The organism is Salinimicrobium sediminilitoris (assembly GCF_020866905.1).
Classification (GTDB): Bacteria; Bacteroidota; Bacteroidia; order Flavobacteriales; family Flavobacteriaceae; genus Salinimicrobium; species Salinimicrobium sediminilitoris.
Map to the genome: position 1 here is coordinate 523426 of NZ_JAIVCC010000005.1, position 13642 is coordinate 537067.

16 protein-coding genes are annotated in these 13642 nt (G+C 41.6%); 11 read left to right on the plus strand and 5 right to left on the minus strand.

Annotated elements, in window-relative coordinates:
* Positions 1 to 123 precede the first annotated feature (123 nt).
* Positions 124 to 1383 (plus strand): DUF389 domain-containing protein, encoded by a 1260-nt coding sequence (locus LA313_RS07470; RefSeq protein WP_228914052.1) that lies wholly within the window; start codon positions 124 to 126, stop codon positions 1381 to 1383.
* 20 nt (positions 1384 to 1403) lie between these two features.
* Positions 1404 to 1937, plus strand: a complete 534-nt coding sequence (locus LA313_RS07475; RefSeq protein ID WP_228914053.1) for a DUF421 domain-containing protein — start codon at positions 1404 to 1406, stop codon at positions 1935 to 1937.
* Here LA313_RS07475 and LA313_RS07480 read toward each other — a convergent pair.
* Together LA313_RS07480 and LA313_RS07485 are read right to left on the minus strand one after the other, a co-directional pair.
* Positions 1934 to 2293, minus strand: coding sequence for a YraN family protein (locus tag LA313_RS07480; RefSeq protein WP_228914054.1), 360 nt, complete (start codon positions 2291 to 2293; stop codon positions 1934 to 1936). The genes LA313_RS07475 and LA313_RS07480 overlap by 4 nt on opposite strands.
* Positions 2294 to 2377: 84 nt before the next feature.
* Complete coding sequence (locus tag LA313_RS07485) at positions 2378 to 2959, minus strand: hypothetical protein (RefSeq protein ID WP_228914055.1); 582 nt, start codon at positions 2957 to 2959, stop codon at positions 2378 to 2380.
* 112 nt (positions 2960 to 3071) lie between these two features.
* On the opposite strand from LA313_RS07485, the gene metG reads away from it, so the two are divergent.
* From metG to LA313_RS07505, 4 genes are all read left to right on the plus strand, one after another.
* On the plus strand, positions 3072 to 5186 hold the full coding sequence (gene metG, locus LA313_RS07490; RefSeq protein ID WP_228914056.1) for a methionine--tRNA ligase: 2115 nt from the start codon (positions 3072 to 3074) through the stop codon (positions 5184 to 5186).
* A 234-nt stretch (positions 5187 to 5420) separates the two neighbouring features.
* A complete protein-coding gene (locus LA313_RS07495; protein WP_228914057.1) occupies positions 5421 to 6008 on the plus strand; it encodes a hypothetical protein in 588 nt (195 codons plus the stop codon).
* Between the two features lie 24 nt (positions 6009 to 6032).
* Positions 6033 to 7901, plus strand: coding sequence for a hypothetical protein (locus LA313_RS07500; RefSeq protein ID WP_228914058.1), 1869 nt, complete (start codon positions 6033 to 6035; stop codon positions 7899 to 7901).
* Positions 7902 to 7920: 19 nt separating this feature from the next.
* Entirely contained in the window at positions 7921 to 8823 is a 903-nt protein-coding gene (locus LA313_RS07505) for a histone deacetylase family protein (RefSeq protein WP_228914059.1), read from the plus strand.
* Positions 8824 to 8875: 52 nt separating this feature from the next.
* On the opposite strand, the gene LA313_RS07510 is transcribed toward LA313_RS07505, so the two are convergent.
* Genes LA313_RS07510 through LA313_RS07520 form a run of 3 tightly spaced genes read right to left on the minus strand, consistent with a single transcriptional unit; the run spans position 8876 to position 9950 of the window.
* Positions 8876 to 9214 carry a single-stranded DNA-binding protein gene (locus LA313_RS07510; protein WP_228914060.1) on the minus strand — a complete coding sequence of 113 codons (339 nt, stop codon included), beginning with the start codon at positions 9212 to 9214 and terminating at the stop codon, positions 8876 to 8878.
* Between the two features lie 28 nt (positions 9215 to 9242).
* The gene (locus tag LA313_RS07515; protein ID WP_228914061.1) at positions 9243 to 9575 is read right to left on the minus strand and encodes a single-stranded DNA-binding protein; all 333 of its coding nucleotides are present in this window, start codon (positions 9573 to 9575) and stop codon (positions 9243 to 9245) included.
* A gap of 42 nt (positions 9576 to 9617) precedes the next feature.
* Entirely contained in the window at positions 9618 to 9950 is a 333-nt protein-coding gene (locus LA313_RS07520; RefSeq protein ID WP_228914062.1) for a single-stranded DNA-binding protein, read from the minus strand.
* A gap of 183 nt (positions 9951 to 10133) precedes the next feature.
* Between LA313_RS07520 and LA313_RS07525 the strand changes: the two genes are divergently transcribed.
* From LA313_RS07525 to LA313_RS07545, 5 genes are all read left to right on the plus strand, one after another.
* The gene (locus LA313_RS07525) at positions 10134 to 10697 is read left to right on the plus strand and encodes a hypothetical protein (protein ID WP_228914063.1); all 564 of its coding nucleotides are present in this window, start codon (positions 10134 to 10136) and stop codon (positions 10695 to 10697) included.
* Between the two features lie 274 nt (positions 10698 to 10971).
* Positions 10972 to 11640: an ATP-binding cassette domain-containing protein gene (locus LA313_RS07530; protein WP_228914064.1), complete on the plus strand. Its 669-nt coding sequence runs from the start codon at positions 10972 to 10974 to the stop codon at positions 11638 to 11640.
* Positions 11640 to 12113, plus strand: coding sequence for a hypothetical protein (locus tag LA313_RS07535; protein ID WP_228914065.1), 474 nt, complete (start codon positions 11640 to 11642; stop codon positions 12111 to 12113). The genes LA313_RS07530 and LA313_RS07535 overlap by 1 nt, the downstream gene beginning before the upstream one ends.
* A gap of 160 nt (positions 12114 to 12273) precedes the next feature.
* Positions 12274 to 12801, plus strand: coding sequence for a GNAT family N-acetyltransferase (locus tag LA313_RS07540; RefSeq protein ID WP_228914066.1), 528 nt, complete (start codon positions 12274 to 12276; stop codon positions 12799 to 12801).
* A 458-nt stretch (positions 12802 to 13259) separates the two neighbouring features.
* Positions 13260 to 13607: a hypothetical protein gene (locus LA313_RS07545; RefSeq protein ID WP_228914067.1), complete on the plus strand. Its 348-nt coding sequence runs from the start codon at positions 13260 to 13262 to the stop codon at positions 13605 to 13607.
* Positions 13608 to 13642 lie beyond the last annotated feature (35 nt).

Below are 13642 nucleotides of genomic sequence, written 5' to 3' on the forward strand. Positions count from 1 at the left end.
GCCGATTGGCTCCTGTCTATGCCTTAAAGTTCCCTTAACGGCATGGCTCTTTTTACCGCTTTCTTTTATCTTGTGGTGAAGGAGATTCTCAAAACTTTATCTGCTTTACATCAAAAGTGTTACATGCGACAACTTATAATTAAAATTCCAAAAGGACACAAAGAGGAAATTTTTCAGACTATTGAAGAATTTGAAGGAAGGAACACTATTTTTCTTCCAAATGAGGAGCAGGATGTATTCATAATTTTCCTGCCAAACAGGAAGGTCAATAATTTTCTAAAAAGGCTTGATGATTTTGAAGAGCCGGAGATCAATTTGATCCCGAGAGGAGTGATCACACTTTATCCGCCTGCGTCGGAATCTCCCGACCAGGTGGCCGATGTGCAACCAAAAAGCTCCCTGGAGATCTATTTGGGAGGGATCCAAAGTGTGGGTTCCATCAAAGGCCTTATAGGTTATTCCATCGCAGCGGGAATCATCGTATGGATAGGCCTGTACACCACCAGTGTTTTTTTATTGATCGCCGCCATGTTGGTCGCTCCTTTTGCAGGCCCCGCTATGAATGCTGCACTGGCCACGGCAGCAGGGAAAATGCCGTTGCTAAAAAGCAGCCTGAAACGCTACGGCATGGCCATAGGAATTGGGATTATTGCAAGCTTTTTAATGACCGTTATTTTTCCTCTTGAAACACTTACTCCGCTAATGGTGGAGGTTAGTCATGTGTCAAAAGTTGCAATTTTACTTCCTCTTATTTCAGGTTTTGCAGGCGCTATTAACGTTGTACAGTCAGAAAGGGACAGCCTTGTTTCCGGCGCGGCAGTAGGTATTCTTGTTGCAGCTTCCCTCGCCCCGCCGGTTGGCCTGGTGGGTGCAGGTCTCTACCTTATGGATTGGGAGGTGGTTTGGAGTAGTATCTTCAGGATCATCCTGCAACTGCTGGGCATTCATCTTACAGCTACGCTGGTTTTCTACTTCTTTGGTAAAGTAACACCCAGCGGAGTTCGATTTCTAAAAGGAAATAAATGGATCACATATATTACCAGTGGAATAGTAGTTCTTGGAATTGCTGGTATGATGTTTTGGCAGTTTAGTCAGCCTCCTTTTCTGCGGAAGGCCAGCATGAATACAGAGCTAACCGAAAAACTTGATAGTGAATTGAACAAGCTCAACTATATTGAAGTAATAGGAAAAGATGTGAATTTTACGAACACCATGATCAAGGGAAATCCTACTGTGAGCTATAATGTGACCGTGCTTCCGAAGGATTCAACTTTATCAGAAGCTGTTTTGAAAAAAAGAATAATCGATCACCTCAAAGAAAATATTCGTCACCAGGAGGACAATATTTATGAGGTATACCAGATCAATGTGGCCGAAGATTAGAATATTGAAAATGTTCAAGTATGGATGACACTACTTTTTTATGGAACGGCATACAACCAATATTGCGAATTGTAATTGTTGGGATTACTGCTTATGTGGCGATCGTTCTTATTTTAAGAATATCGGGTAAAAGAACCCTTGCTAGCATGAGCGCTTTTGACTTTATCATCGCCGTGGCTGTGGGTGCAGTTTTTGGCCGTACCCTAACAACCAAAAACCTTTCTATTTCCGAAGCCCTTACAGCCTTTATTCTGTTGGCGGTGCTTCAGTTCGTTTTTGCTTATCTGGAGGGAAGATCAAAAGCATTTAAAAAGATCTTCAGTACTTCTCCAACACTGCTCTTTTATGATGGGAAATTTATTCAGAAGAATCTTCATAAGGAGAGACTTGATGAAAGTAAGGTGATAGGTGCAGCCAGAAAAAAAGGTTTTGGAAGTATGGATGATGTCGCTGCCGTGATTCTTGAAATAGATGCCACTCTTTCTGTCATTGGAAAATCCAATGAAGGGGAATCTTCTACTTTTAGTGAACTGCTGGAGAGAGAGGACCTCTAAAAGTGTAAAAAGGCATCCTCTAAATGTTCCAGTCTTGTGCCGGCTTTGTTCTTAATAATGGCAATAATGTCAAACCGCACCTCCACATCGAGGTTGTGTTCGTTTACAAAATAGTCGATCGCCTTAACCAGTTGATTGATCTGTTTCTTCTTTACAAAATCCTGTGGATCCCCAAAGTCGGGTGTACTGCGGGTTTTGACTTCTACAACCGCCAGGATATTATCTTTTTGGGCGATGATGTCAACTTCAGCTTTTTGATAAATAAAGTTACGGGCCACAATTTCATAACCTGTAGCAAGAAGATGGGCTACGGCCATTTCCTCACCACGTTTTCCAAGTTCATTGTGTTGTGCCATAATTTGTAGTGATCCTTCAAAAATGGGTTTTTATTCTGCCTTTTTTGAGAGGTAATTCTTTTAACTTTTCTGAATTGAGGAGGATTAATTTTCTTTCTGAAAAATAATAGCCCTAACCTTTAGATCCAGGTTAATAATATCTTCGGGGTCTGCTTCAATGATTTGATCACCGTAAAAACTTTTTGGAGGTGCAGCCACCGGTGCCAAAAATACCCTGACATTGGAATCCTTCATCTTACCGTCTTTCCAGTCAACTGCGCCGCTATAATCCCATCCAAAGCCATAGAAGTCTATATTTCCTTCATTGATTTCGACCAGATCTTCATAACTGGTTCCCACTTCAATTCCTTCCCTGGTTCTCCAACGGCCATCATTTTCAGTATATATCTGGTGAGGTTTATTTCTTGTTTTATCATCCCATATAATTAGAAGCTCGTCATCTGTTTTGGGATATAGAATGCTGTAGGCCCTTTTTTCGGTTCCCTCTGCGAAGAAGTCAACACCTTCAGAAATCTCTGCTTCGGGATAGATTTCTTCTAAATTGTTCTCTTTTATGACCTCGGCTAAATTTTCAAGACGGAATTTTTCCGAAGAATTGGCCGTCAACTTTTTGCTTTTACAACCTGAAGCTAAAATTATAAGCCCCAGTATTAGTAGTTTCTTCATTTTTACTTTTTTACTAAAATGCACAACATTTGCCGCACCTGCACTGCCTTTTACTAAAATTTAACGTGTAATCCCCTGTACTTGCTTAACTTTACAGCCTTTAATTTTGACCATGGAATTACCAAAAAGATATACTATTACGGCTGCCCTGCCGTACACTAACGGACCTATACATATTGGCCATTTAGCAGGCGTGTACGTGCCTGCCGACATCTATGCCCGCTTCATGAGGATGCAGGGGCGCGAGGTGGCTTTTGTGTGCGGAAGTGACGAGCACGGGGTGCCTATTACCATAAAAGCAAAAAAGGAAGGCGTTTCTCCCCAGGATGTGGTGGATAAATATCACAAGATTATCAAAACGAGCTTCCAGGACTTCGGAATTTCCTTTGATAATTATTCAAGAACATCTGCTGAGGTACATCATAAAACTGCTTCCGAATTCTTTAAAAAGCTTTACGACGCCGGAAAGTTTACTGAAGAAACTACACAACAGCTCTATGATGAGAAAGCAGACCAGTTTCTTGCAGACCGGTTTGTTGTTGGAACCTGTCCAAAGTGCGGGTATGAAGAAAGCTATGGCGACCAATGCGAGAAGTGCGGGACCAGCCATAACGCCACAGACCTTATTAACCCAAAGTCGGCCATAACGGGTTCAATTCCTGTGCTTAAGGAAACACGGCATTGGTTTTTGCCTCTTGATCAATACGAGGGCTGGCTAAAAGAGTGGATCGTCGAAGGGCATAAGAAAGACTGGAAGTCCAATGTCTACGGACAGGTGAAATCCTGGATCGATGATGGGCTTCGTCCCCGTGCAGTAACCCGGGATTTGGACTGGGGGATCCCTGTGCCGGTAGAGGGTGGCGAAGGAAAAGTGCTTTACGTATGGTTCGACGCGCCAATTGGATACATTTCTTCCACAAAAGAGTGGGCAGAGAAAACAGGTAAAGACTGGGAACCCTTCTGGAAAGATGAAGGGACCAAACTGGTACATTTTATAGGGAAAGACAATATAGTTTTTCACTGCGTGATCTTCCCGGCCATGTTAAAAGCTGAAGGAAGTTACATACTTCCCGAAAATGTGCCTGCAAACGAATTTTTAAACCTTGAAGGCAACAAACTTTCAACCTCGAAAAACTGGGCAGTTTGGTTGCATGAATACCTGGAGGAATTTCCCGGTCAGCAGGATGTGTTGAGGTATGCTTTGACCGCTAATGCACCCGAAGCCAAAGACAATGACTTTACGTGGAAGGATTTCCAGGCTCGTAATAACAACGAGCTTGTTGCGATCTTTGGAAACTTCATCAATAGAGTGGTAGTGCTTACCAATAAATATTATGATGGGATTGTGCCTAAACCGGGAGAGTTTTCTGAAGTTGACGAGCGGACTTTAGCCGAATTAAAGGCTTATCCTGCAGTGATTGCCAGTTCCATTGAACGTTACAGGTTTAGAGAGGCCCAGGGAGAGTTGATGAATGTCGCCCGCCTCGGAAATAAATACCTGGCCGATGAAGAGCCTTGGAAATTAATTAAAACTGATGAAGAAAGGGTTAAGACCATTATGTATGTAGCGCTGCAGATTTCTTCGGCTTTAGCCAGTCTCAGCGAACCTTTCCTTCCTTTCACCTCCCAAAAATTGAAGAGCATGCTTGATTACGGCCGTTCAACTTCCGAAGCTGTTATCTACACTAGCGGAGTAACTTTTGGAGTAGAAAATGAGGAGAGCGAATGGGATAATATTAGTGCCGGGAAGGAACTTTTAGAACCGGGACACGCCATTGGTAAAGCAGAATTGCTTTTCTCAAAAATCGAAGACGAACAAATTCAGAAACAATTGGATAAACTTGAAGCCACCAAAGCGGCAAACATAGCTGACAATAAAAAAGCAGAACCACAGAAGGAAACTGCCACTTTTGAAGATTTTTCAAAAATGGATCTTCGGGTTGGGACTATTGTAGAAGCCGAAAAAATGCCAAAGGCGAATAAGCTTTTAGTACTAAAAGTAGATACAGGTCTTGACGTGCGAACCATAGTATCTGGAATTGCTGAAAGCTTTAAGCCCGAAGATATCATTGGAAAAAAGGTGACCGTTCTGGTGAACCTTGCTCCAAGAAAACTTCGTGGGGTAGAAAGTGAAGGCATGATCCTCATGACCGAGAATACTGGAGGTAAGCTGGTCTTTGTAAACCCAGATGAAGACGGAGTGAAGGAGGGGACGGTGATTTCTTAAGGGAAACATTTAGCCAGTTTTGGAAGTTCTGATCCTAAAATTTGACTAAAAATGGATAAAAATAAAACCTCACTAGCGAAAAGTTTAGTGAGGTTTTATGATTTTAGAGCTGCAAAATATTGATTTACAGCCTGATGCAGAAGACTTTAGAAAATCGTATTTTGGCGTAGTTGTTGAATTTTTATTGATCCCTACCTTAAAAGATTATTAATTCTTCAACAAATCTTTCGCTTTATGCAGAAACTACTACTTCTTGCCTCCCATTTTCTATTAATTATTTTTAGTTCCTCCTCAATGGCCCAGGAACAGCAGGTGAATTTACTTCCTCACCAGGAAGAAATGATCCAGAGTCTCGATGAATATTTTGCTGTTCAAAGAGAAGCGGTGTATCTTCATTTAAACAAAAACCTTTTTCTCAAGGGCGAGCAATTGGGTTTTTCTGCTTACGTCCTTAATAAGCATAACCTGCAACCCTCCTTTTCCACGACTAATTTATATGTTCAAATTAAAGATCCTGAGGGAGAAGTGGTAAAAGAGGAGCTGCTTCTTGTGAACAAAGGCATTGCTTCGGGCGTTGTAAATATTGATTCAGATTTTAGTTCAGGCAATTATACCGTCACCGCTTTTACAAATTATATGCGCAATTTTAAGGAACAGGATTTTTTCTCTGAATCCATTCAAGTCCTGGAATCAAATATTGTTTCAGCAGAAAACAGAAGCGGAGTAGAAAAAGTAGATGCACAGTTCTTACCCGAAAGTGGTCACCTGCTTAGCGGTATCTTAAACAACGTAGGAGTCATTGTTAAAGACAGTTTGGGATAAGGATTGCCCAATGCAGAAGTGGTTATGAAAGATAGCAAAGAGCAGGTTGTTGCCCGTACCCGGCTCAACGAATTTGGAATAGGAAAGTTATCTTTTATTCCTGAACCTCATGAAAAATACGAGGGACTGGTTTTAACCGGTGAAAAAGAAATTCCTGTTGGTTTCGGGAAGAAGGTAGATCAAACGGGGGTAATAATTTCTGGAAGTCAAAGAAAAAACCAGTTGAATATCCTTGTAAAGACGAATTTGGAGACCATGCCCCAGGTTCACTCAAGGCCTTACGTCCTGCGTATCCAGGGAAGGAATCTTTCCGGCACTTTTATAATCGATTTTGAGGAGGAGAAAACGATTCCTTTGATGGTTGACCTGTCCGTCCTGGATGCAGGAATAAATGTTGTCACCCTATTTAATGAAGAACAAAGACCTGTAGCCGAAAGGCTTTTCTTTAATTACAATGGATTACCGATAGCAAAGGCCGCAAAATTATCTCATAAGGAAGTAAATGATTCTCTACAACTAAAGCTTTCCTTTGGTGATAAACGGGATAGAGCCATGAGTATATCAGTGCTACCCACCAACAGTGTTTCATATTCAAGAAATCACAATATAGTGTCCCACAACCTCCTGCAACCTTACATTAGAGGTGCGGTTGAGAACGGAGGCTGGTATTTTGAAGACATAACTGAGGCTAAAAAAAATGAGCTGGACAATCTTTTGATTACTCAGGGCTGGAGTAGTTATGACTGGCAAAACATCTTCAATTTCGACAAGAATCTTCAATATAATTTTGAGGATCATATTTCCTTGAAGGTTCATGTCTCAAAAAAGGATCAGAAGAGGAAGAATTTGAAGTACATGATCCATGCTTCAGATATAAATCCGCTTCAGGTTATTGATTTGCCCGAAGGAACTCCGGAGTTTTTCTTTGATGGATATCTTCCGACCAAGGATGAACAAATGATCATTTCCAGAATGCAACCCGACGGGGATTTACTACCTGCACAGGTATCTATTCAGTTTTTCCCCAACTCTATACCAGATTTTCGGCCACAAGTGGCTGCCCTGACTCCAAAGTTTATAAAATTCAATAAGCAAAATACCTCCCTCGTCCCGGCCTTTGCTGATGTTGAGCAGGACGCAGAAGAACTTGATGAGGTGCTGCTTACAGCGACAATCGACAAAGTAACAGAGCGGGAAAGAAAGCTCAATCAACACTCCTGGGGAAGAGTTTCGGTTATACGGGAACAGGATATTCGGGGCTATGGTACGTTAGGAGATTATTTACGATCCAAGGGTGTTTTTGTTAAAGAAGTGGGGGGAACATTTACGGCGACCTCAACTGGTGCAGGAGGAGGCGGGATTTTTACTACCGGCTACGGGAATGATGAGGGAACTCCTGACGACGGTGCTAATACAGGCCCTCAAGCCCCGGAAGATCCTATGAAATTTATGGCATTTTACCTGGACGACAATTACATGCCCGACACTTCCATGTTCTACGGCTATTCTCTTACTAATGTAGATCGGGTGGAAATTAATAAAACAGGAATGGGTAATGGATTCATTGGAGCCAGGGGAAGTGTCAAGGTATATACAAATTTTAAGTTGAGGATGGGACAGGCTTTAAAACGAAACAGGATTCAACAATTAGATGTTCCTTTAGGATACAGTGAAGGCAAAACCTTTTATACCCCCACATACGAAAACCGTCACGACAAATTCTTTGAAGAATATGGAGTGATAGACTGGAAACCTTTTGTAAGGACTGAAGATAGCGATGAGATTAGCGTTGTAGTTGAGAAACCCGAAGTAGATTTTCAAATGGTCATAGAAGGAATAACAGCAGATGGGGATCTTATTTATGATGTCCAAACGGTGTCAGTGGAAGAGTAGGTTCATATATTTGCAGGACATGCTCAAGATCGCTTTTCATCCCATATACGTGCTGCCTTTACCTGAAGGTCACCGATTCCCAATGGAGAAATATGAGCTGGTGCCGCAGCAACTATTGCACGAGGGCACATGCACGCGAGAAAACTTCTTTGAACCCGATTATCCAGATGAAGCCGATATTCTGGCTGTACATGACCGGGATTATGTGGAGGCACTAAAAAACCAGACACTGAGCTACAGGGAAGCGAGGAAAATTGGACTACCATTGTCTGAACAGCTGGTGGAGCGCGAGTTTATCATTGCTTCGGGCACCATAAAGGCTGCGGAATACGCCCTGCAGCATGGCATCGCCATGAACATTGCCGGCGGCACTCACCACGCCTACACAAACCAGGGGGAAGGATTTTGCATGTTCAACGATCAGGCGGTGGCGGCACGATGGCTACAGCGGAACAAACTGGCTGAAAAGATATTTATTGTGGACCTCGATGTGCACCAGGGAAATGGAACAGCAGAAATATTTCAGAATGATCCTTCAGTTTTTACTTTTTCAATGCACGGCAGGAACAATTATCCATTCAAAAAAGAAAAATCTGATCTCGATATTGAGTTGGAAAATGGCACCGGGGATAAGGAATATCTCAAGATCCTTAAGAATACTTTGCCCAATCTCATCGAAGAACAAAAACCTGATTTCATCTTTTACTTAAGTGGTGTCGATATCCTTTCGACCGATAAACTCGGAAAACTTGGCTGCACAGAGGCCGGATGTAAGGAGCGGGACCGATATGTGCTGCAAACCTGCCACGATCTTAAGATTCCCGTAGAGGTAAGCATGGGCGGCGGCTATTCACCTCATATTAAAAATATAATTGACGCCCATGCCAATACCTTTCGGCTGGCGCAGGAGATATATTTTTAAAACAATAAGCGCAGGAGATCTCCTGCGCTTGTTGTTTTAAAAGGTCATTTTTTCAGGCTTGCTTTTCCGGTAATATCAACTCTCTGCACACGATCTCTGTGACATATTTTTTGTTGCCGTTCTTGTCTTCATAGCTGCGGCTGCTAAGTTTTCCTTCGATCTCAATTTCCCTTCCTTTGGGAACCTGTTTTTCGACCATTTCGGCCAGTTTTCCCCAGGCAACTACGTTATGCCACTGAGTGACGGTTGTCTTTTGACCATTCTGTTTGGTAAATGTCTCCCGGGTGGCAATTGAGAATTTTGCAAGTTTTGTTCCGGTGCTAAGGGTCATGATCTCCGGGGCTTTGCCCACATTGCCCGATAGCTGCACGTTGTTCTTTATTGTGTTCATGATAGTATGGATTATGTTGGCCAGATCGTTATTTTCCGAGAAGCAGTACCTCATTGCAGATGACTTCGGTTACATATTTTTTTACTCCGTCTTTGTCATCATAACTCCGGCTGGTGAGTCGGCCTTCCAGGCCTATCTCTTTTCCTTTTGGTACGTAATTTTCAATTAGTTCGGCGGTCTTGCCCCAGGCGACCACATTGTGCCACTGGGTATCGGTTACTTTTTCTCCCTTGTTGTTCTTATAGGTTTCATTAGTGGCGATTGAAAATCTAGCCATTTTCTTACCCGATTCAAATGTGAGGATCTCCGGTGTCTGACCTACATTCCCAATCAACTGTACTTTGTTTCTTAGTGCATTCATGATTTCTGTTTTTTAATGTTTTTAATTATTCTCAGTTTCTTACTATTTCCCCAGTAAAAGGACTTCGCTGCATAGTACTTCGGTTACGTATCTGGTAACACCTTCTTTGTCCTCATAGCTGCGGCTGGTAAGTTTTCCCTCAATACCGATCTCTTTTCCTTTCGGAACATAATTTTCGATGAGCTCTGCAGTCTTTCCCCAGGCTACTACATTATGCCATTGGGTGTCGGTTACTTTCTCGCCCTGGGCATTTTTATAGGTTTCATTTGTGGCGATGGAGAATCTTGCCATTTTCTTACCCGATTCGAAGCTGAGGATCTCCGGTGCGTTGCCTACATTCCCAATCAACTGTACTTTGTTTCTTAGTGCATTCATGTTATAAAGAATTAAATAAGTTGAAAATCATTCGTTCATTTCAACAGGACAAACCTACTACCACCAACAAATGATAATCGGTTGATACTGATTTGTTTTCGTTTAGATCTGTTTGTAAGCATTTGTAAATGGCTATGCTTGCAGCTAATTTTTTCGTATTATTACATGTATAGACCTTCTGCCATGAAAAAGCTGATCCTTTTACTCCTTATCTCTACTCTGCTTTCTTCCTGCAGGGAAAAACAACAGGCTGAAGAACAGGTGGTAGTTGAAAGCTCTCTTTTTGAAACGGAATTCACTGACTACAGGCATTTGAAGATGTTGGCAGGTTACGAAAAGGTGATTGATACTTCAGTATATATGGGCACCCCCGAGGATACCTACAGGCTATTGAACCTTAGGAAGAATGGAGATTACCTTGTGCTCTTCTACAAGGTGGCAGGGCGGGATGAGCAGGAAATCAAGCACACAACTTACCTTGCATTAGATACGCTTCTGGTAAAAAAACTGCAGAACGATGAACGCGTAACCGTGGGTTACTGTTATCATGTAGACTATCATGAAGGTGAGATCGTAGCCCTTGTCAAAGGGACAGGTAAAACAGATGTGATGGAGACAGTTAGGGCCTGGAGGGCAAATCCCGAATCTGAAGAAATCGAACCTCTACAGGACTTTGGTGACATCAAATGTCTTGATCAATTCTTTGAGAGTGAGAATTCGACAATCCCTATAGAAGATATTTCATGAATTTGAGAGCCTTCTGGAAGTATTACCGGGATTTTAATTTCTTCAATCTCGTCTTTTCTGTTATAAGCGCAATTTATTTTGGAGTGATAATCGGCCTGCTCATTTTTATTTCATTTGGTATGTTTATCGGTTTTTTTGGATTCCATTATTTCAGGAAGAATGAATATTATCTTTATTTCAACCTCGGCTTAAGCAGGAGTTATTTGATCAAAAGGGTCTGGATCCTGAACGTTATCTTTATTTTGCCTGTCCTCCTAATACTTTTCTTATTTATATGAATCGGTTAGAGGTAACAGGAGTGAATAAGAGCTTCGGAAAAAGGCAGATTTTAAAAGAAATTTCCTTCAGCTGCAAAAAGGGAGAAATAATTGGCCTTTTTGGAAGGAATGGTTCCGGTAAATCCTCTTTACTTAAAGGAATGATGGGAACTTTAAAAGTGGGTTCATTAAATTTGAATATTGATGGTGTGAAGATGAAGGCTTCAGAGGTTATTCCGCAGCAAAAAATTGGCTTTTTACCGCAGGATACTTTCCTTCCGAAGGAGATGAAAGTGCGCGATGTTATTCCATTAATTTTTCCGGAAGGGGAAGCACAGGACAGGATTTTTTACGCTCCCGGGGTTGCTGCTTTTGATGGTCAAAAGACAGGAAAGCTCTCTGCCGGACAGTTAAAATACCTGGAGGTGCTGTTACTTTCCCACCTGCCGCACCCTTTCCTGCTGCTTGATGAACTATTTTCAATGGTGGAGCCGCAGTATATTGAAAAAATAAAAGAACTTCTACTCAATCTAAGAACTACTAAGGGATTAGTAATTACTGATCATTACTATCGTGATGTGCTGGAAATCTCCAACCGTAGCTTTGTTTTAAAGGATGGAAATTTGTTTGGAGTAGAGAATGAGAAAGACCTGGCAACCTTTGAATATTTAAAAGAAAGAAATTAATGAAACCAGCTTCTGCTAAAGAGATAAGAGATGAATTAAAACATCAGGACAGGGAAGAGCTGCTGCAAATAGTCCTGCGGCTGTCCCGCTTTAAAAAGGAAAACAAAGAGCTGCTAACCTATCTTCTGTTTGATGCAAATGATGAAGAAGAATATAAAGCAAAGGTGAAAGCCGAAATTGATACCGAGTTTGCCGCCATCAATCGCAACAACTTCTACTACACGAAAAAGAGTATGCGCAAGCTGCTCAAAAATGTGAAAAAATATAGTCGTTATTCGGGTAAAAAAGAAACTGAAATAGAATTACTCATCTATTTCCTTCAGAAAATGGAAGATTATAAACCTTCCATTCACCGAAATAAGATCCTCCAAAATATGTACGACCGTCAGCTGGAACTGGTGAAAAAGAATATGGAAAAGCTGCACGAAGACCTGCAGTACGACCTGAACCTGGAACTGGAGAAGCTTAAGTAGTACTGAGTATTTAGTATTGAGAAATTTTAAGCATCAAGCACCAAATTTCAGGCACCAAATTTCAGACAGGATACAGAATTCCAAGTATTATTTTTTTTAACCTGCAACCTGCAACCTGCAACTTTTTTAATTGTTTATTGATAATTGTTAATTATGAAAAATGGATTTTCCTAACCTAACCACCTCGCGATTAAACCTTCGGCAGATTACAGAAGACGATCTGCAAAATATCTATAACGGGCTTTCCCATCCTAAAGTAATTAAATATTACGGTGTGAATTATAGCACTCTTGAAGAAACCTGGGAACAGCTGGAGTGGTATGCAGAGCTTGAAAGGACTCATTCCGGCATCTGGTGGGCAATTATTTCAACTGAAGATGAGGAATTTTGTGGTGCAATTGGTTTCAACAACCTGAGTCGGGAACACAAAAAAGCCGAACTTGGATTCTGGCTGCTTCCGAAGTATTGGGGCAGGGGATACGTCCAGGAGTCCATGGAGGTGGTGCTTGACCATGGTTTTGGAAAGTTGGATCTACACCGGATCGAAGCCTTTGTGGAAACAGAAAACATTAGTAGCCAAAAAGCTCTTGAAAAACAACATTTTCAGCAGGAAGGAATCATGAGAGATTCAGAGATAAAGGACGGGAGGTTTATTAGTGTGGTGGTTTTTTCAAAATTGAAAAAATAAAGCGCACCAAACACCAAATTTTTACCCGCCGGAGCCTGTGGCGAAGGAGGGTCAAGCTCCAAGCGCTTACCCACCGAAGCTTCAGCAGAGGAGGGCTAAATTCAATAATGATTTGATGATTCGAAGGCGCAGGTAAAAACATGTCCCGTAGGGACAGAATATTGGTAGCTAATAAACCGCCGCCAGATCAATGTCCCGTAGGGACAACATATAGATAAACCTTTAGGAACTATAGAAATCGTCACGGATTACAAATCCGCGCCATCTTCGATTCAAAACATTTTCGTGGCCAAAATTCAATTAACAATTACCAATTAATAATGAACAGGGGTAACAGGTCTGAGTGAGAAGATCTGAGTATATACAAACTATTCGTGTATTCGTGGCAAAAAAATCAAACCATGTAACCTGGAAACCTTCATCAGCAGATTAATCAAAAAATCACTATTTTTAATAACATGGAAAAAAACTGTCTTGAATGTGGGGAAAAGATCGTAGGGAGAACCGATAAGAAGTTTTGCAGTGATTACTGTCGCAATTCCTATAATAACAACTTGAACAAGGACAGCAAAAACATGGTGCGCAACGTGAACAACCAGTTGCGTAAAAATTACCGTATCCTGGAGGAGCTAAATCCCGATGGGAAAATCAAACTTCCAAAATCCAGGCTTGCCGCAAAAGGATTTAATTTCGATTACTTCACCAGCATCTATACTACAAAAACCGGCAATACCTACTACTTTGTCTATGATCAGGGATACCTGCCGCTGGATGGGAACTTTTATGCGCTGGTAAAAAGAATATAAGCTAAAAGCCTCCCGGTTCTAAGATTCCAAAGAGG

Coding starts and splice junctions, on each gene's coding strand:
- LA313_RS07470 (WP_228914052.1), top strand. CDS start 124: ATGCGACAACTTATAATTAAAATTCCAAAAGGACACAAAGAGGAAATT.
- LA313_RS07475 (WP_228914053.1), top strand. CDS start 1,404: ATGGATGACACTACTTTTTTATGGAACGGCATACAACCAATATTGCGA.
- LA313_RS07480 (WP_228914054.1), bottom strand. CDS start 2,293: ATGGCACAACACAATGAACTTGGAAAACGTGGTGAGGAAATGGCCGTA.
- LA313_RS07485 (WP_228914055.1), bottom strand. CDS start 2,959: ATGAAGAAACTACTAATACTGGGGCTTATAATTTTAGCTTCAGGTTGT.
- metG (WP_228914056.1), top strand. CDS start 3,072: ATGGAATTACCAAAAAGATATACTATTACGGCTGCCCTGCCGTACACT.
- LA313_RS07495 (WP_228914057.1), top strand. CDS start 5,421: ATGCAGAAACTACTACTTCTTGCCTCCCATTTTCTATTAATTATTTTT.
- LA313_RS07500 (WP_228914058.1), top strand. CDS start 6,033: ATGAAAGATAGCAAAGAGCAGGTTGTTGCCCGTACCCGGCTCAACGAA.
- LA313_RS07505 (WP_228914059.1), top strand. CDS start 7,921: ATGCTCAAGATCGCTTTTCATCCCATATACGTGCTGCCTTTACCTGAA.
- LA313_RS07510 (WP_228914060.1), bottom strand. CDS start 9,214: ATGAACACAATAAAGAACAACGTGCAGCTATCGGGCAATGTGGGCAAA.
- LA313_RS07515 (WP_228914061.1), bottom strand. CDS start 9,575: ATGAATGCACTAAGAAACAAAGTACAGTTGATTGGGAATGTAGGTCAG.
- LA313_RS07520 (WP_228914062.1), bottom strand. CDS start 9,950: ATGAATGCACTAAGAAACAAAGTACAGTTGATTGGGAATGTAGGCAAC.
- LA313_RS07525 (WP_228914063.1), top strand. CDS start 10,134: ATGAAAAAGCTGATCCTTTTACTCCTTATCTCTACTCTGCTTTCTTCC.
- LA313_RS07530 (WP_228914064.1), top strand. CDS start 10,972: ATGAATCGGTTAGAGGTAACAGGAGTGAATAAGAGCTTCGGAAAAAGG.
- LA313_RS07535 (WP_228914065.1), top strand. CDS start 11,640: ATGAAACCAGCTTCTGCTAAAGAGATAAGAGATGAATTAAAACATCAG.
- LA313_RS07540 (WP_228914066.1), top strand. CDS start 12,274: ATGGATTTTCCTAACCTAACCACCTCGCGATTAAACCTTCGGCAGATT.
- LA313_RS07545 (WP_228914067.1), top strand. CDS start 13,260: ATGGAAAAAAACTGTCTTGAATGTGGGGAAAAGATCGTAGGGAGAACC.